The sequence below is a fragment of the Streptacidiphilus fuscans genome, from assembly GCF_015690355.1.
Taxonomy (GTDB): domain Bacteria; phylum Actinomycetota; class Actinomycetes; order Streptomycetales; family Streptomycetaceae; genus Streptacidiphilus; species Streptacidiphilus fuscans.
In genome coordinates, this window is the sequence record NZ_JADPRT010000001.1 from 243,331 (window position 1) to 260,212 (window position 16,882).

Annotated in this window: 12 protein-coding genes; 6 read left to right on the forward strand and 6 right to left on the reverse strand. The window is 70.0% G+C overall.

All coding sequences use genetic code 11. From position 1 onward, the window contains the following. Positions 1 to 71: 71 nt before the first annotated feature. The 4 genes from I2501_RS01130 to I2501_RS01145 are packed head-to-tail and all read right to left on the reverse strand — an operon-like array spanning position 72 to position 4,845. Positions 72 to 785 (reverse strand): GntR family transcriptional regulator, encoded by a 714-nt coding sequence (locus I2501_RS01130; RefSeq protein ID WP_196191834.1) that lies wholly within the window; start codon positions 783 to 785, stop codon positions 72 to 74. 31 nt (positions 786 to 816) lie between these two features. Next, positions 817 to 1,953 carry an ABC transporter ATP-binding protein gene (locus I2501_RS01135; protein WP_196191835.1) on the reverse strand — a complete coding sequence of 379 codons (1,137 nt, stop codon included), beginning with the start codon at positions 1,951 to 1,953 and terminating at the stop codon, positions 817 to 819. Then, positions 1,946 to 3,691: an ABC transporter permease gene (locus tag I2501_RS01140; RefSeq protein ID WP_196191836.1), complete on the reverse strand. Its 1,746-nt coding sequence runs from the start codon at positions 3,689 to 3,691 to the stop codon at positions 1,946 to 1,948. Before I2501_RS01140 ends, I2501_RS01135 begins: the two co-directional genes overlap by 8 nt. A gap of 5 nt (positions 3,692 to 3,696) precedes the next feature. Beyond that, positions 3,697 to 4,845 (reverse strand): ABC transporter substrate-binding protein, encoded by a 1,149-nt coding sequence (locus I2501_RS01145; protein WP_196191837.1) that lies wholly within the window; start codon positions 4,843 to 4,845, stop codon positions 3,697 to 3,699. 284 nt (positions 4,846 to 5,129) lie between these two features. Between I2501_RS01145 and I2501_RS01150 the strand changes: the two genes are divergently transcribed. From I2501_RS01150 to I2501_RS01160, 3 genes are read left to right on the forward strand one after another with little or no spacing between them, the layout of a single operon-like run. After that, the gene (locus tag I2501_RS01150) at positions 5,130 to 7,313 is read left to right on the forward strand and encodes an MMPL family transporter (protein WP_196191838.1); all 2,184 of its coding nucleotides are present in this window, start codon (positions 5,130 to 5,132) and stop codon (positions 7,311 to 7,313) included. Between the two features lie 2 nt (positions 7,314 to 7,315). Beyond that, a complete protein-coding gene (locus tag I2501_RS01155; protein WP_196191839.1) occupies positions 7,316 to 7,993 on the forward strand; it encodes a response regulator transcription factor in 678 nt (225 codons plus the stop codon). Beyond that, a complete protein-coding gene (locus I2501_RS01160) occupies positions 7,974 to 9,356 on the forward strand; it encodes a sensor histidine kinase (RefSeq protein WP_196191840.1) in 1,383 nt (460 codons plus the stop codon). Before I2501_RS01155 ends, I2501_RS01160 begins: the two co-directional genes overlap by 20 nt. A 510-nt stretch (positions 9,357 to 9,866) precedes the next feature. On the opposite strand, the gene I2501_RS01165 is transcribed toward I2501_RS01160, so the two are convergent. Further along, positions 9,867 to 10,817: an SDR family NAD(P)-dependent oxidoreductase gene (locus I2501_RS01165; protein ID WP_196191841.1), complete on the reverse strand. Its 951-nt coding sequence runs from the start codon at positions 10,815 to 10,817 to the stop codon at positions 9,867 to 9,869. Between the two features lie 116 nt (positions 10,818 to 10,933). Between I2501_RS01165 and I2501_RS01170 the strand changes: the two genes are divergently transcribed. The 3 genes from I2501_RS01170 (at position 10,934) to I2501_RS01180 (ending at position 14,549) form a co-directional block, all read left to right on the forward strand. Continuing rightward, entirely contained in the window at positions 10,934 to 11,500 is a 567-nt protein-coding gene (locus I2501_RS01170) for a TetR/AcrR family transcriptional regulator (RefSeq protein WP_196191842.1), read from the forward strand. Between the two features lie 327 nt (positions 11,501 to 11,827). Then, positions 11,828 to 12,391, forward strand: coding sequence for a TetR/AcrR family transcriptional regulator (locus I2501_RS01175; protein ID WP_196191843.1), 564 nt, complete (start codon positions 11,828 to 11,830; stop codon positions 12,389 to 12,391). Positions 12,392 to 12,467: 76 nt separating this feature from the next. Further along, entirely contained in the window at positions 12,468 to 14,549 is a 2,082-nt protein-coding gene (locus tag I2501_RS01180; RefSeq protein ID WP_328806144.1) for an MMPL family transporter, read from the forward strand. A 102-nt stretch (positions 14,550 to 14,651) separates the two neighbouring features. Here the strand turns inward: I2501_RS01180 and I2501_RS01185 are convergent, their stop codons facing one another. Further along, positions 14,652 to 16,748, reverse strand: coding sequence for an alpha-galactosidase (locus tag I2501_RS01185; protein WP_196191845.1), 2,097 nt, complete (start codon positions 16,746 to 16,748; stop codon positions 14,652 to 14,654). Positions 16,749 to 16,882 lie beyond the last annotated feature (134 nt).

Consider the following 16,882-nt stretch of genomic DNA (forward strand, 5'->3'; position numbering starts at 1 on the left):
GTACGCAATATGCTATAGCAACAGGGTGATGGTGCGGCCGAGCGCGGGACGGGGCGGCCGCGGGTGCGGGTCTAGGGGCGGTCCCAGCCCACCAGCTCGCCGACGGCGGACATGGCGTGCTGGCGGGCGAGGGTCTCGGCGCGCTCGACGTCGCGGTCGCGCAGCGCGTCGAGGATCTCGCGGTGCTGCTGGTAGCGCTGTTCCTGGCCGCCGGTCTCGCCGGCGGCGACCTGCGCCGAGGCGATCTTGAGGCGTTCGGAGCGGCTGAAGGCGCGGACCTGGTCGAGCGTACGGATGAGCTGGGCGTTGTCGGCCGCGGCTTCGACGCTTCGGTGGAAGTCCCGCAACGCGTTGAAGATCAGCTCGATCTTCTGCGGGTCCAGATCGCGCCCGTGCTCGCGGTCCGCGCGCAGCTGCTCGGCGGCCTCGTCGGCGCTGTCGAGGAGCTGCCCTATGGCGTCGAGCTGCTCGGACGTGGCCTTCTCGGCGGCGAGCCGCGCGGCGACGCCTTCGAGGGCGGCCTCTATGGCGCCGGATTCGCTGCGGGCGAGCGGGGAGACGCTCGCGACGCGCAGCGAGCGCGGGCTGGTGCGTTCGACGAGCTGTTCTTGTTCGAGGCGGCGCAGGGCCTCGCGGACGGGGGTGGGGCTGACGCCGAGGTGTTCGGCCAGGCCCCGTTCGGTGATCTTCTCGCCCCACTGGAGGTCGCCCTGGACGATCGCCGCCCGCAGGGCTTTGTAGGCCTGCTCGGACAGGGACTGGGAGCTGAGTGCGGGGAGCGGCATGGTCGTATTCGATATCTGCTACAGCACATTGTCAAACAGCGTGCAGGCGCGCGGGTGCGGGCTGCGGGCCGGGGTCGATGTGCTCGGGCTGCGGGTCGGCGGTGACCGGGTTCGCGGCACCGGCGACGAGCGACACGCGGACGGTGGTGGTGCGCATGAGGCGGGGGCTTTGGGCCTGGAGGTCGTGCGGGCCGAGCCGGAGGCTGTAGAGGTAGTGGTCACCGAGGAAGGTGGTGTGGGTGACGGTTGCCTCCCATCCGTGGCCCGTCGCATCGGGGTCGGTGTCGTCGAGGACGAGGTGTTCGGGGCGGACGGCGAGGGTGACCGGGCCGGGGCCGGGGTTGTGGTCGGCGTGGAAGGCGATGCCGCCGGTAAGGTAGGGGGCTTCCAAGAGCCAGGTGCCCGCGCCGGTGTCGCGGGCTGCGCCTTGGATGAAGTTGCAGCGGCCCAGGAATTCGGCGACGAAGCGGCTGCCGGGGCGCTGGTAGACGTCTTCTGGTGTGCCGGCGCGGACGATCCGGCCGCCGTTCATGACCAGGATCCGGTCGCTCATGGCGAGGGCCTCGTTCTGGTCGTGGGTGACGAAGACGGTGGTGATGCCGAGGTCGCGCTGCAGGTCGCCGAGCCATTCGCGGGCTCGGTCGCGCAGTTTCGCGTCCAGGTTGGAGAACGGCTCGTCCAGCAGCAGGGCACTGGGCCCGTGCGCCAGCGCGCGGGCGAGCGCCACGCGCTGCTGCTGACCCCCGGACAGTTCGTGGGGGTAGGCGTCGGTGCGGTGGGCCAGTTCCACCAGTTCCAGGACGGCTCGCACGCGGCTGGCGATCTGTGCCTTGCCGGCCTTGCGGATCTCGAGGGGGAAGCCGACGTTCTGGGCGACCGTCAGGTGCGGCCACAGGGCGTAGGACTGGAAGACGACGCCGAGTTCGCGCTGTTCGGCCGCCAGATCGGTTTTCGTGGCGGAGTCGAACAGAGTGCGCTCCCCGTGGGCGATGGCGCCGTGGTCGGGGCTCTGGAAGCCGGCGATCGACATCAAGGTGGTGGTCTTGCCGCAGCCGCTGGGGCCGAGCAGGGTCACGAACGCCCCGTCGGGGACGGTGAAGTCGACCTCGTCGAGGACCTTGTTGCTGCCGAAGGTCTGGGAGAGCTGGCGGACGGTGATCTCAGGCATGGCGGCGGTCTTTCTTGCGCAGGGTCCAGCCCAGTCCGACCGTCAGCGCGAGGGCGACGAGGAGGACTTGGACCAGGGCGAGGGCGGCGACCGGTCCGGGCAGTCCCTTGGACCAGGTCTGCAGCATGGAGGTGCCCATCAGTTCGGTGCCGGGCTTGGTCAGAAACACCACAGGGTCGTAGTCGGACACCAGGGTGACGAACATCAGCACCACGGCGCTGATCAGCGCGGGGCGCAGCAGCGGCAGGGTGATGCGGCGGGTGGTGGTCCACCAGCCGGCCCCTACGCTGGCCGCGGCCTTGGCGAGTTCGGGGCTGAGTCGGGAGAGCGCGGGCGCCAGGATGATGTAGGAGAGCGTCATGTTGCGCACGCACAGGGCGATCAGCTCGCCCCACAGGCTGTTGCGGAGCATGGCGCCGGGCCAGTCGACGATGAGGAAGAGCCAGAAGAAGCCGACGCCGAACACGATGCCGGGGGTGGCGCGCGGGTAGACCAGCAGTGCGGGCAGGGTACGGCGCAGGCGGAACCCGGAGCGTTCCGCGATCACGGTGGCGAGCGCGACCAGGGCGACGGTGGCAACGGAGCCGACGGAAGCGACGACGAGGCTGTCGGTGATGGCGCGGTGCAGGCTCGGGTCGCTCCAGATCTGCCGCCAGTTGTCGGCGGTGAACAGGTGCCAGGGGGCGACCAGGGTGGTCAGGGCTGTCACCGACGACATCAACGCCAGGCCGAGCAGCGGGATCACCGAGGTCAGCGCGATGAACCCGCCCGCGCCCGTGGTGATCGGCCGGCGCCAGCGGCCCAGCGAGATCGGGCGGGCCGGGGGTGTGGCGCGGGTGCCGGCGGTGTAGCGGTTGGCGTTGCGCAGCAGGCGGGAGCGAAGCAGAAGGATCGCGGAGGCGACCACCAGGAGCAGCATCGCGCCTGCGGAGACGATCGGCGGGTCCGGGACCATGCTGTTGGACCAGGTGTCGTACAGGTAGCTGGCGATGAACTGGATGTTCGCGGGCCGGCCCAGGAACAGCGGGATGCCCAGCACCTCCAGGGACAGGGTGAAGATGAGCATCCCGCTGTCCAGAAGTGCCGTGCGCAGCATGGGAATCGTGACGGTGGCGAGCACGCGGCCGGTGCCGCCGCCGGACGCGCGCACCGCGTCCTCGAGGGTGCCGTCTGCTCCCTCGAGGACGGACTTGCAGGTCAGGTAGGCGATGGGGAGGGTGACCACGGCGCCGATCGCTGCCATCCCGGGCAGGGAGGTGAGGTTCCAGACCGGCAGGTGCAGGTTCTTGTGCCACAGCTGGGTCAGGTAGCCGGACGGCCCGTACAGCGATTCCCAGCCCACGATCAGGCCGAGAGGCGGGATGACCAGCGGCGCCATGAGGGCCGGCCCGATCAGGCGGCGCCCGGGCAGGTCGGTGCGGGTGACCAGGACCGCGAACGCCGCGCCGAGGATCACGGCGGCCGTCGTCGCGGTCGCGGCGAAGATCACCGTGTTGAGGGCGGCGGTGCGGAAGGCGGGGTCGGTGAACAGCTGCCGGTAGGCGTCGACGCTGAACACGCCGCCGGGCAGGTAGTACGGCTTGGACAGGAACGAGGTGTAGATCAGCGGCGCCAACGGTGCGATCGCCAGGACCGCGACCAGGAGCCAGACCAGGTACTGGCCGGGCGCTGCGGACCAGGCCCGGCGCCGGTCGCGTCGCTGAGCGGCGACCGGCGCGGTGAAGGTGTCGGGGGTCATGGTGATCAGTGCCCGAGGGCCTTGTTCCAGTTGTTGGTGATCGTCGTCTGCTGGTTGACCACGTCCTGGGAGACCGGAACCAGGTAGGTGGCGGACGCCGGGACGTGCTTGGCCAGGTCGGTCAGGTCCGCGGTGCAGCCGGTGGCGGGCTTGAAGCCGTTCATGGACGCCTCCATGCCGGCCGCGCACATGACCTGTTGGCCCGGGTTGGAGTAGACGAAGTCCAGGAACAGCTGGGCGGAGGCCGGGGAGGCGGCGCCGGAGGTCTGGGTGATCAGGCGCGGGGTCAGCGGGGTGGCGTCCGTCATGTACCCGTACTTGATCAGGCCCTTGTACTGCGGGGCGACGCCCTGGACGAGGCCGGAGGAGAGCCAGCCGACGGACGCGCCGCCCTGGACGAGGTAGTTCATACCGTCCAGGCCCTCGTCGAGGGTCTTGGTGTGCGGGCCGAAGGTGTTCAGGTACCCGTTGGTGGTGTTGGCGCCCAGGATGTGGTTGAGCCCGTAGACGGCCTCGTAGCCGAGCGGGTTGTTCGGCGAGTAGGAGACCAGCGGGTAGTGCGAGGGGTCGGTCTTCACCGCCTTGTCCAGGGCCGCGTAACTGGTGGGGGCCTTCGCGTCCGGGATCAGCTTGGAGTTCCACGCGACCAGCACCGGATCCGGTGACATCACGTACACACCGTCGCCCTGGCTGGTGTACGAGGGGAACTGGGACAGGCCCTGCGGGGTGACGTTCGCGAACAGGCCGTTCTGCTCGCCCTGCAGCACCTGCGGGATCGAGTCGGAGATCAACAGGTCGGCGCTGCGGGCGCCCTGGGCGTGCTCGGAGGTGTACTTGCTGTACACCTGATTGTCCGACAGCTGCGAGTACGCGGGCTTGATCCACGGATAGGCCTTGGTGAAGGCGTCCAGCAGCGGCTGGATCACCGCGGTGGGCGAGTTGCCGTAGATCATGAGCCCCTGCTCGCTGTGGGACTTGGACACCAGGTCGGCCACCGCAGCGGGGGCGGAGGGCGCCGACGACGCGGGGGCCGCGGTGCCGCCCGTTCCTGCGGTGGTGGCGGAGCCCGAGGAGGAGCAGCCGGCCAGGGCCGTGCCGGCCGCGAGCACGGTGAGCGCCAGCACGGCGGCGGATCGGGTGGGGTTGGTGCGCATGACGACGACCTCTCTGTCAGTCTATTTGCTACAGCATTGGGTTTGAACGGCTGTTTTGCCGTAGGAAACGTTCGAAGCTGTTTGCTATGGCAGATCTCAGCACCGGTGGTTCTGGAGTGTCAAGGCGGAGGAAACCTGCGCGTCACCGGCCACCAACGTGCCCGAAATGGGGCGCTCGCGCGACGGGGGAGGGTTAAGCGAATCGAAAGGTCGCCCTTCCTACCTTCGACAGCGTGAGAGGTCTGCGGCTGCGGACTCCCCACTGCTCCTGGAGGTAGGAAGTCATGGAACGCTTCGCCGCATTCGTGATGCGGCACCGGCTCTGGGTGGCCATCGCCTGGGTCGCCATCACGGTCATCGGTGTGCTGATGGCGCCGCAGGTGTCGGGTCGCCTCAAGAGCGGTACGACGATCAGCGCCGCCAGCTACACCGCGAACCAGTCACTGCAAAAGCACTACGGCGGCGTCGGCGCCAACCCGAGCGTCCTGGTGGTGGACCTGCCCTCCGGCACCACCGTCGACAGTCCGCAGGTGAAGGCCGGACTGGCCGCGGCCGACAGGGTCGCCGCGTCGGTGCCGCAGGTGCGGGACCTGTCCTACGCCAACACCGGCGACAAGGCCCTGGTCGGCACGGGCGGCAGCTCGACGCTGGTGATGGTGTACCCGCCCGCGTCCGGCAACCCGGTCCCGCAGCCGGTCATGGACGCCATGGGCTCCGCGATCACGAAGGACGTGCCCGGCGCGCACGTGCAGACCACCGGCATCGAGCAGCTCAGCTCGGGTGGCACCAGCTCCGGCGGCAGCGTGTTCGGCGAGCTCCTGATCGGGATCGGCCTCGCGCTGGTCGTGCTGGCGTGGGTGTTCGGCTCCGCGCTGGCGATCTTGCCGATGATCTCGGCGATCGTCTCGGTGCTGACGATGCAGCTGGCGATCTGGGGCCTGACCTACGCCACATCCATCGCGATCAACCCGTCTGTGCAGTTCATCGTCGCCCTGCTGGGCCTTGGCCTGTCGGTGGACTACGCGCTGCTGCTGGTCAACCGGTGGCGTGAGGAGCGCGACAACGGATCCGACAACAAGGACGCGGTCATCGCGTCGCTGAAGAAGGCCGGCCACTCGGTCGCCTTCTCCGCCTTGATCGCCTCGCTCGGCCTGTTCGCGCTGATGGTCATCCCTGTCTCGTTCATCCAGGGCGTCGGCATCTCGGGTCTGTTCATCCCCTCCATCGCCGCCCTGGTCGCGCTGACGACCGTGCCGCTGCTGCTGTCCACGATCGGACCGCGCCTGGACAAGATCCGGCTGCGCAAGCGCAAGAACACCGGCCCCAGCCGCATGTGGACAGCCGGCGCCGAGCGGATCGTGAAGCGGCCGAAGACCGCCGTGGCGATCGGAGCCTCGATCCTCGGTGTGCTGTGTGCGTTCGGCGTGACCATCAACATGAACCAGCCCTCGGTCACCTCGCTTGCCCCCAACGGCCCGGCCGAACAGGCTCTGGTCCAGCTGCAGCACGACGGCTTCCCCACCGGGGTGCTCACCTCGGTCCCGATCGAGCTGCCCGCCGGCACCGACCCGTCGGCGACCGCCGCCACGCTGCGCGCCCTTCCGGACATGCACGGCGTGCTGGTGTCCAACTCGCCGCAGTGGAACAGCAACGGCACCTCGGTGATCATGGGCCTGCCCAACGCGCAGGTCGGCACCGCCCACGCGGGCAACACCGTCGCGGATCTGCGGGCCGCGGCACCGCACAACGCGCTGATCGGCGGCGAGCAGACGCAGAACACCGACCTGACCCACATTCTCATGCAGTGGTTCCCGCTGCTGCTGGCCGTGGTCGCGCTGGTCACCTTCGTCCTGCTGGCCCGCGGCATGCGCTCGCTGCTGCTGCCCGCGAAGGCCGTGGCCCTCAACGTGCTGTCCGTCGGGGCGGCCTACGGTGTCCTGGTCCTGATCTGGCAGCTCGGCTACGGCTCGAACAGCCTGTGGGGCATCCCCGCCACCGGATCGATCAACCCCCTGGTGCCGATGCTGCTGTTCGGATTCTTGTTCGGGGTGTCGATGGACTACGAGGTGTTCATCCTCTCCCGGGTCCGAGAATCCTTCGACCGCACCGGCGACACCAACCGGGCCGTCGTCGAAGGGATCTCCCGGACCGGACGGCTGGTCACCAGCGCCGCCCTGATCCTGTTCCTCGCGCTGGTGTCACTGTCCTCCTCGCCTGATGTGACGATCAAGATGATGGCGACCGGCATGGCCGCCGGCGTCCTGATCGACGCCCTGGTGGTGCGGACACTGCTCACGCCCGCGCTGGTCGTCCTGTTCGGCAAGGCCAACTGGTACTTGCCCACCTGGGCCGCCCGCCTCCTGCGGGTCAAACCCTCCACCGCCGACCTCACCGGCATCGGTCAGGCCGCAGCCCACGGGACCAGCCAAGCCTCCGGTCCGGGCTGCGCCACCAGTGCGAAGGTGTAGCCATGCGGATCCTTGTGGTCGAAGACGACGAAACCATCGGCGAGTCCCTGACCTGGGGGCTGCGCGCCGAGGGCTACACCGTCGAACTGGTCGCAGACGGCAACGAAGCCCTGTGGCAGGCCACCGAGCACACCTTCGACCTGATCCTCCTCGACGTCATGCTGCCGGGCCTGGACGGCTACCAGATCACCTCCCGGCTGCGCGAAGCCGGGAACTGGACCCCGATCCTGATGCTCACCGCCATGGATGCCGCCCTCGACCAGGCCGAAGGTCTCGACCTGGGCGCCGACGCCTATCTGACCAAACCGTTCGAGTACCCGGTGCTCCTCGCCCACATGCGCGCCCTGCTGCGCGGCCGCGCCCAGCAGCGCCCCGCCGAACTGAGGGCCGGCGACCTGGTGATGGACCCCGCGACCCGGCGCGTCCACCGCGCCGGCGCCGACATCGCGCTGACCGCAGGGGAAGCGTCGGTGCTGGAGTACCTGCTGCGCGCAGACGGCCGGGCGGTGTCCAAGACCGAGCTGCTCGAACACTGCTGGGACGACTTCGCCCAGGCCGACCCCGCGGTGGTCGAGGTCCGCATCCACCACCTGCGCCGCAAGCTCGACCAGCCGAACGCCCCGCGCATCATCCACACCGTCAGGGGAGTGGGGTACCGCATTGACCCGGATCAGCCGTAAACGCTCCTCACTGCGCCTGCGGCTGACCGTCCTGGCCACCGCCGCGATCACCGTCACCGTCGCGCTCGTCGTCACCGTCCTGGTCGCCACCGTCGTCCAAGCCGTACGCAGCAACGTGGAAACCACCCTCAGCGCCTACGCCGACAGCGTCGCCCGAGAGGGGGCCGGCGGCAGCTGGCCGACACCGCTTCCACCCGCGCCCGGCGGCTTCAACGCCTGGGCCCAAGTCGTCGACGCCAAAGGCGAGGTCATCGCCTCCACCTCCAACGTCGCCGGCGAGAGCGCCCGCTACACCCTGTCCCCGGGCACCACCACCCCCGTGCCCTCACCCAGCCTCGGACCGGTCGACGAACGCGTTATCGCCCAGCGCTACGTGGAAGGCACCCGCCCCGTCGTCATCTACGTCGGCGGCTCCACCCAACTGCTCTCCCTCCTCACCAGCGACATCCAAGGACACCTCCTCTACGTCCTGCCCCTGGTACTGATCGGGGCCGTCGGCGTCTCCTGGCTGCTGATCGGCCGCACCCTGCGCCCCGTGGAACGCATGCGCGCCGAAGCCGCCGAGATCACGGGCAGCGACCTGCACCGCCGAGTCCCCGAACCCGAAAGCAACGACGAAGTCGGGCGCCTCGCCCGCACGTTGAACACCATGCTCGACCGCCTGGAGACCTCCGCCTCCCGGCAGCGCCGCTTCGTCGCCGACGCCTCCCACGAACTGCGCACCCCCCTCGCAGCCGTCCGCACCTCCCTGGAAGTAGGCCTCGCGCACCCCGACCAAGCCCCCTGGCCCCAACTCGCCCAGCGCGCCGTCGCCGAAACCACCCGCATGCAGCGCCTGGTCGAACAACTCCTCCTGCTCGCACGCTCCGACGCCGACACGCTGGAGGCCCGCCGCGAACCCGTCGACCTCGCCGCGCTCGCCCGCGACATTGCCGCCGGGGCGGCCGCACGCGTCCCCGTCGAGGTCCACGCCGACGCACCGCTCGTGGTGACCGGCGATCCGGACCAGCTCACCCGCCTGATCCGCAACCTGGTCGACAACGCCACCCGCTACGCCACCACCCGCGTCGACGTCACCGTCCGCCCCGACGTCCGCCCCGACCAACCAGGCACCGTGCTGCTGCAGGTGAGCGACGACGGACCCGGCATCCCACCCGAGGACCGCGAACGCGTCTTCGACCGCTTCGTCCGCCTCCAGGCCTCCCGCACCCGGCAAAGCGGCCAGGACTCCGGCGCGGGCCTGGGCCTGTCCCTCGTGCGCGACATCGCGACCGCCCACGATGGCACCGTTACCGCCGCCGACCCAGGCACCACCCCCGGAGCCCTGTTCGAAGTCCGCCTGCCAGCCGCCACAGCATCGTGACCAAGGCGGTGCCACCGCGCACAAGGGAGGTCGCGGTTGGCCAGGGCTGCCCTCGTGGTGCCTGCGCTCATCCGCAGGAAGACTGCGCCCCAAAGTCGTTGGGTGCAGCGCCTCTCAAGTGGTTGGGTGCAGCGCCTCTCAAGTGAAGGAGGCCGCGCTGCACTGAAGCCGGTTGGTTCGGGTAGCCCAGGGCTGAGACACCCAGGGCCACCAAGCTGCCCGGGATGCACTCCGCAGGGGCAGCGACGGGGCCGGGGTTAGCAGACCTCCGGCTCCGGCTGGGCCACGTCCCGCAAATCGGGACAGCCCCGGGAGCGAGCCGCGGCCCGGTGGCGGCGCGCCGTCGAGCCGCTCTGCCCGCATGCCCGAACACTCGGCTGCGCCCGGCGGTCGAATCCGCTCAGGCGGCCGCGGCAAAGATCTGTCCTGCGCCGGACGGACCTGACCACTCCAGGTCGGTCGCCGTCTGCGGAGCTACCGTCCGCAACGACCGGGCCCCGATCTCCTCGCTCATTGAGGCTGTGGGCCGATCAGGTTCTCCGAGACCTCCCACAAACGCTTGGCGTGGTCGGGGTCCAGTGCGTAGGCGGCCACTCCGCGCCGGATTCCGCTCTGGTGCGGGCCGGCCTCCTGGCAGTCCTCGAAGTAGCGGCCGGTGACGCCTTCGACGAGCGGGGACGCGGCCAGCAGTACCGAGGTGGCGGCGCCCTGCTCGGCGTTCTTCCAGGACACGTCCGTGCTGGTGGGGTCGAACGAGGTCGGAGCGGCGGAGGCGTCGCCGATGTGGCGGCTCAGGTTGGTGCCGGGGATGCGTCCCGGGTTGAGTGCGTTGGCGGTGATCTTGTCGCCTGCCCAGCGGCGTGCTGCCTCGACCGCGAACAGGATGTTCGCCGTCTTGGACTGGGCGTAGGCGAGCCACGGGTCGTAGGGGCGACGGGTGAAGTCGAGGTCGTCGAAGTCGACGTCGCCGTTGATGTGTCCCACCGAGCTGACCACCACCACCCGGGCGCCGCCGGCGGTGGCCATCGCGTCGTGCAGCCCAGTGGCCAGGGCGAAATGGCCCAGGTGGTTGGTGGCGAACTGCAGCTCCCAGCCCTGCGCGGTCCGTCCCAGTGGCGGGGCCATGACGCCGGCGTTGGCGACCAGCATGTGGAGCGGGCCCGCCCATCCGGCCACGAAGTCGGCGACCGAGGCCTGGTCGGCGAGGTCGAGCGGTGCGACCTCCACGCGTGGATTGCCGGAGGACGCGGTGATGTCCGCTGCGGCCCGGTCGCCGGCCGCGGTGTCGCGGACCGCGAGGGTGACGTCGGCTCCCGCGCCCGCCAGCGCCCGCGCGGTCTCCAGCCCGATGCCGGACGCGCCGCCGGTCACCACCGCCCGCCTCCCCGACAGATCAGCCCCACGGGCCACCTCGGCGGCGGTCGACTGCGCCCCGAACGGGGTCGTGACGAGGACGTCCATGATCGTGCCTTCCTTCGCCTAGACTCTAAGCGGAGCCGACTCCGCTACGGTTCCCAGGCTAAGCGGAGCCGACTCCGTTTGAAATCGTTGCCGGTGGACGTGAAGGAGGAGGAGCCATGTCGCCCACGCCCGAGCGGCCCCTGCGCGCGGACGCGAGCCGGAACCAGGAGCGGCTGCTGGAGGTCGCGGCCGAGGCCTTCGGCCGTGAGGGGGCCGGCGCGTCGTTGAAGGCGATCGCGATGGAGGCGGGGGTGGGGATCGGGACGCTCTACCGGCGGTTTCCGACCCGCGAGGCGCTGGTGGAGTCGGTGTACCGCAACGAGGTCGCCCGGCTGTGCGCGTCCTCTCCCGTTCTGCTCGGACAACTGCACGCGGTGGAGGCATTGCGCGCCTGGATGCGGCAGTTCGTCGATTTCATGGCGACCAAGCACGCGATGGCGGACGCCCTGCGTCAGGTCCTGGCGTCCGAGGACGACCGCATGCACACGCGCTTCCTGCTGCGCGATGCGATCGCGACCTTGCTGGACGCGGGCGTGGCCGAAGGCACGATCCGCCCCGGCCTGGACGCCTACGACCTGATGATGGCACTCGGGGGAGTCACCCTGATCGCCGACGGTCCCGAACAGCGCGACATGGCGATGCGCCTGCTGGACTTCCTCATCGACGGCGTCCGAGCGGCTTGAATCGCCTCCCGCACCGGGCATCGCGTCCTGTGGAGCCGGGGTGCCCCGCAAAGGTGTCCGCCGTCCCGTCTTCGAGTCGCACCGGTCCGCGCCACTCGGTGCGCACCTGATCTGACGCATGCCCACGCAGTGGCCCGGACGCGGCGGTGTCCGGGCCACCGCGGCGGTGCTTGCCCGCCCGGTTGTGGCGGAGCGTCAGATTTGGACTCTTGCCAAGGCACTCCGGGTCCCTGACCTCGACCGCCGAGATCCTTGGCGGAGTCAGGCTCAACACCCGCACTGGCACTCCGTTCTGACGAGCTGACAAAGTATGCAATGATTGTCAGCATGTCAGACGATGAAAAGCTCGAGGCCATCCTCGCGGCCGCGTACGAGTGCTTCCGGCTTCACGGAGTCCGCCGCACCACCATGGACGACATCGCACGACACGCGGGGATGTCCCGACCGGCCGTCTACCAGCACGTGCGCAACAAAGAGGACGCGTTTCGGCAGCTCGCCGAGCGGTTGGTGGCCGAGACGCTGGAGCGGTTCACGGGCGCGCTTGCGAGTGACGCGCCACTCGCCGAGCGGCTGGCCGCGGCGCTGGCCACGAAGCTCAACCTGACGCTGAGGCTGTGGCGGGAGAGCCCGCATGCCGAGGAACTGCTGGGCGCCGGCGCCAAAATCTCCGCCGATCTCACCGCGCGGGACCACGCCGTAACGCGTGAAGCCCTCATCGCGGCCATCGGCGCCGAGCGCCCGGACGTCGACGCCGCCGAGTTCGTGGAGCTCCTCATGGCGCTCGGCCGAGGACTCCAGATCGAGTCGGCCGACCCCGAGATCCCGACGCGCCGACTCCGGCAGGGCGTCGTCCTGCTCGTCGCCGGACTCGACCACTCCACGACATCCTGAAGCCTGGGGGCCCGTAGCTGTGCTTCTCCATCGAATAGGCCACACCGCATACCGCCGCCGCAAAACGGTACTCGCCGTGTGGCTGGTGGTCCTCGCCGGACTGTTGGCCTGCGTGGTCGGGTTAGGCGGCAAGCTCGACGACACCTTCAGCGTGCCCGGCGCTCAGTCGCAGCAGGCACTGAACACCCTCGCGAAGACCCTCCCCGGTGCCTCCGGCACCAGCGCGCAGATCGTCTACATCGCCCCGAGCGGCAAGGACGTCACCAAGCCGCCCTACGCCGACGAGATCCGGCGCAGCCTTGCCGCCGTCGCCGCCGGCCCGCAGGTGTCGGCGGTGGTCACCCCACAGCAGGCGGGCACCGTATCCCGGGACCGCACCGTCGCCGTGGCGCAGGTGCAGTACGCAATGCCTCGCGCACAGTTGAAGCAGTCGTCGCTGGACGCGGCACGTGCTGCCGCCCTGACCGCGCAGCGCGACGGACTGCAGGTCGCCGTCGGCGGCGCCGCGTTCGGCAGTGGTGGCATGCAGGTGGGATCCGGTGAGGTCGTCGGAGTGCTCGTGGCTCTCCTGGTGCTGCTCTTCACCTTCGGTTCGATGCTGGCGGCCGGGGTTCCCTTGCTCTCCGCGCTGCTCGGGGTGGGCGTCGGCCTGGCCGGGCTGATGGCGCTGACCCCATGGGTGTCGGTCTCCTCGACCGCGATCACCCTGGCGCTGATGCTGGGGCTCGCGGTCGGCATCGACTACGCGCTCTTCATCCTGTCCCGGCACCGCACCCAACTCGCCACCGGTATGGACCCGCACGAATCCGCCGCGGTCGCCACCCGCACAGCGGGCGGAGCCGTGGTCTTCGCCGGTGGCACGGTGATCATCGCGCTGGCCGCACTCAGTGTGATCGGCATCCCGTTCCTCACCGTCATGGGGCTCGGCGCGGCCGGCGCCGTGGTCATCGCGGTCCTGGTCGCGCTCACCCTGCTGCCCGCGCTCGCCGGCTTCGCCGGCACCCGGCTGGCCCCGCGCCCCGGATCACGGGCGGCGAAGCGCAGCACCCATGACGGCGTCGTGGGGAACCGCGACACCCTCGGTGCCCGCTGGACCAGGCTGGCCATCGCACGCCCTCTGCTGACCGCGGTCGTAGTCGGTGGTGCCCTGGTGCTCGTTGCGCTGCCGGTGGGCGACCTGCAGCTCGGCCTGCCGGACAACGGCTCCGCCGCCAAGGGCTCCGGCCAGCGCACCGCGTACGACACCATCAGTGACCGCTTCGGCCCCGGGTTCAACGGGCCACTGCTGGTGCTGACCGACGCCGACGCCTCCGGCACCGCCGCACGGCAGTCCGCGACGGACATCGCCAAGGAACTCCGCGCGCTGCCCGGAGTGGTGGCCGTGGCGCCACCGCACCCCACCGAGGCACCCGGCCAGACGGTGATTCAGGTGGTCCCGGCCTGGGGCCCGGAGGACCAGCGCACCGCCGACCTCGTGCGCACCATCCGGGACAAGGCCGATGCCGTCCACACCGACACCGGCACCCGCATCTCGGTCACCGGCGCCACCGCCGTCAACATCGACGTCTCCAACCGGCTCCGAGCCTCGCTGCTGCCGTTCGCGGGGATCGTCGTCGGTCTCAGCCTGATCCTCATGACGATCGTCTTCCGGTCGCTGGTCGTACCGCTCAAGGCCGCCGGCGGATTCCTGCTCTCGGTGGCCGCCTCGCTCGGCATGGTGGTCGCGCTGTTCCAATGGGGTTGGCTTGCTGACGCGTTGGGCGTGGCCAACACCGGACCGGTCGTCAGCTTCCTGCCGATCATTCTCATCGGCGTACTGTTCGGCCTGGCCATGGACTACGAGGTGTTCCTCGTCTCGGGCATCCGGGAGGAGTGGCTGCGCAGCGGTCGGGCCAAGGAGTCCGTGGTCAACGGTGCCCGCCGCAACACGCGGGTGGTGACCGCCGCCGCGCTGATCATGTTCACCGTCTTTGGGGGCTTCTTCCCCGCTGACGACGCCGTCATCAAGCCGATCGCGTTCTCCCTGGCCGTCGGCGTGGCAATCGACGCGTTCCTAGTGCGGATGACACTGGTCCCCGCAGTCCTGGCACTGGTCGACCGCCGAGCGTGGTGGCTGCCGCGGTGGCTGGACCGGGTGCTCCCCAACCTGGATCACTGATCACCCCACGACAGCCGTTGACGGTGCGGGTAGCTCTGCGGCAGCAGGGTCCGCACCGCCAACGGCTTACAGCCCGCCGTCGACGTGGCCATGAGGGCGAGTTCAGGAGACGAGGTTCCAAGCCTGGCCGCTTGCCGCCGGGTTGGGGGCGTTGGTGACGACGGTGCTGCCGGCGCCGGTGCCGGCGGTGTCGAGGGCCAGGCCGGTGGCGACGTTGGCGATCGTCAGCGCACCGGTGGCGGTGTTCTGGACGACGCGCCACTCCTGCCAGGCGTTGCCTGCGGAGTAGTTGAGCAGGTAGGCGGGGTCGCCCCCGCCGGTGCCCGCGGCGAGGACGGTATGGACCTGGGTCGAGGTGTCGCAGTTGTCGCTGATGCGGACGGTGCCGTCGGGGTTGCTGGTGAAGGTCCACTGTTCGGAGGTGTGTGTGGGCGACCAGGTGTTGATGTCCGCCAGGGAGGTCACCGGCGCGCTGCATGTCCCGGATGCCTCCAGGACCAGGCCGCTCGTGCCGGAGCCGAGGGAGTGGTACCTGCCGTCGTCGACGACCGTTGCCGGAACGGTGGTCGGCAGTGGCGACAACCGGTAGAGCACTGCGCCGTGCGGGGGCACGGAGGCGCTGATGACTCCGCCGCCGGAGGCGGTGAACTCGCCCGTTGCGCCGGTCCACAGGTCCTTGGAGGAGTATCCGGGCCCGGTGAGGCCCAGGGCGGCGAGGCTGGTGCTGACCGTCTGGGTGTTGTCCGGGTCCTGGTTGACCAGCAGCACGGCGGTGTCGCCGTCGGCGAGTTGGCGCTGGAGCACGACGGGGGCGGTGGCAGAGCTCGGCGGGCTGCCGACGAGGGTGGCGGGCACGCCAAGGCTGTCCTGGTCGACGGCGATGACGTCGCGGTTCTCGTAGAGCGCGAGCGCGGAGGAGGAGATGCCGGTGGACCAGGTGTAGCCGTCGTAGCTGTGCTGGGAGTCCGCGGCGGTGCGGAAGTCGGCGCCGGAGATCAACGGGGCCGCCATCATGGACAGGATCGAGATCTCCGTCTGCGACTCGGTGTCGGTGAACGGCTTGTGGCAGGGGCAGGTGTCGGTGGTGCCCCACAGGCCGTAGGGGTCCTGCCAGCCGGCGAACATCATGTCCATGTCGTTCCAGCTGCCGGGGCGCACGCCCGCGCGGTACTGCAGCGCGGTCTGCAACTGGCCCTGGTAGAGCACGCCGTCCAGCTCGCTGTCGCGGTCGCCGCCGATCCGGCAGAGGTTGGCGACCTGGCCGCACCACACGCCGGTCGGTGCGTACCCGGGGGCCTGGTACTGCGGCGTTCCTGCCGCGACGATGACCGGGTCGGTGCGCGCAGGGTCGTTCGGGTCCTGCAGGTACGGGAGCCCGGTGTGGACGGGTTGCGCGGAGACGCTCAGGGTGACCTTCGGGCGTCCCTGCGCCGCGGACGCGGCGTCGAGGGCCCTCTGAAAGGTCTGGACGCGCTCGTAGATGGACTCCGTCAGCTCCTTGCCCTCGCCCTGGGTTCCGTAGTCGTGCCCGTCAGGCCCGGTGATGGGCGGGCCGTAGGGGCAGTCGTCATACTTGACGAAGTCGACCCCCCAGGAGACGAAGTCGCTCGCGTCGGTGGTCTCGTGACCGAGGCTGCCGGGGTGGCCCTGGCAGGTGGTGTAGGTGTCGGTGGCGTACAGGCCGAACTTCATGCCCTTGCTGTGCGCGTACCAGGCCAGGTACTGGATCCCGTTGACGGTCTGTCCGTTGACGGTCTGCGAGGGAAAGTTGTTCGGGTCGGGGATCAGGTGACCGGAGGTCGGGTCGCTGCCGGTCCCGTCGGTCCCGCTGACGGGGTTTCCGTTGGCGTCGTAGAGCTGGAGGGAGCCGTAGGCGTCCTTGACGATGTCGGTGGTCTGGCCGCTGCGGTGCAGGAGCGACCAGCCGTCGTCGATGGTGACGGTGTTGTACCCGGCGGCGGCCAGGCCGCTGGACGACATGTAGTCGATGGTCTGCTGCACCTCCTGCTCGTTGATGGCCGGGCCGAAGGAGTTCCAGGAGTTCCAGCCCATCGGCGGGGTCAGGGCGGCACCGTTGCCGAGTGCCGCGGCCGGGGTGGCGGCGGCCAGTCCGGTGGCGCCGAGACCGGCGGCGAAGGCCGGCACGGCCAGGGCCAGGGCCAGCACGGTGCGGGTGGTTCTCGGTACACGCGTTCGCATGAGAGCGGCTCCGAAGGGCGCGAGGGCGGCCAGAGGGTGGTGCGCCTTGCGTAGGGGAAAGCAACACAATCAAACGCCGGTCGACCGGGGGTGGGATCGCTGACGCATCCTCAAATCCGGTCAAGGACTTGCTG

Coding starts and splice junctions, on each gene's coding strand:
- I2501_RS01130 (WP_196191834.1), bottom strand. CDS start 785: ATGCCGCTCCCCGCACTCAGCTCCCAGTCCCTGTCCGAGCAGGCCTAC.
- I2501_RS01135 (WP_196191835.1), bottom strand. CDS start 1,953: ATGCCTGAGATCACCGTCCGCCAGCTCTCCCAGACCTTCGGCAGCAAC.
- I2501_RS01140 (WP_196191836.1), bottom strand. CDS start 3,691: ATGACCCCCGACACCTTCACCGCGCCGGTCGCCGCTCAGCGACGCGAC.
- I2501_RS01145 (WP_196191837.1), bottom strand. CDS start 4,845: ATGCGCACCAACCCCACCCGATCCGCCGCCGTGCTGGCGCTCACCGTG.
- I2501_RS01150 (WP_196191838.1), top strand. CDS start 5,130: ATGGAACGCTTCGCCGCATTCGTGATGCGGCACCGGCTCTGGGTGGCC.
- I2501_RS01155 (WP_196191839.1), top strand. CDS start 7,316: ATGCGGATCCTTGTGGTCGAAGACGACGAAACCATCGGCGAGTCCCTG.
- I2501_RS01165 (WP_196191841.1), bottom strand. CDS start 10,817: ATGGACGTCCTCGTCACGACCCCGTTCGGGGCGCAGTCGACCGCCGCC.
- I2501_RS01170 (WP_196191842.1), top strand. CDS start 10,934: ATGTCGCCCACGCCCGAGCGGCCCCTGCGCGCGGACGCGAGCCGGAAC.
- I2501_RS01175 (WP_196191843.1), top strand. CDS start 11,828: ATGTCAGACGATGAAAAGCTCGAGGCCATCCTCGCGGCCGCGTACGAG.
- I2501_RS01185 (WP_196191845.1), bottom strand. CDS start 16,748: ATGCGAACGCGTGTACCGAGAACCACCCGCACCGTGCTGGCCCTGGCC.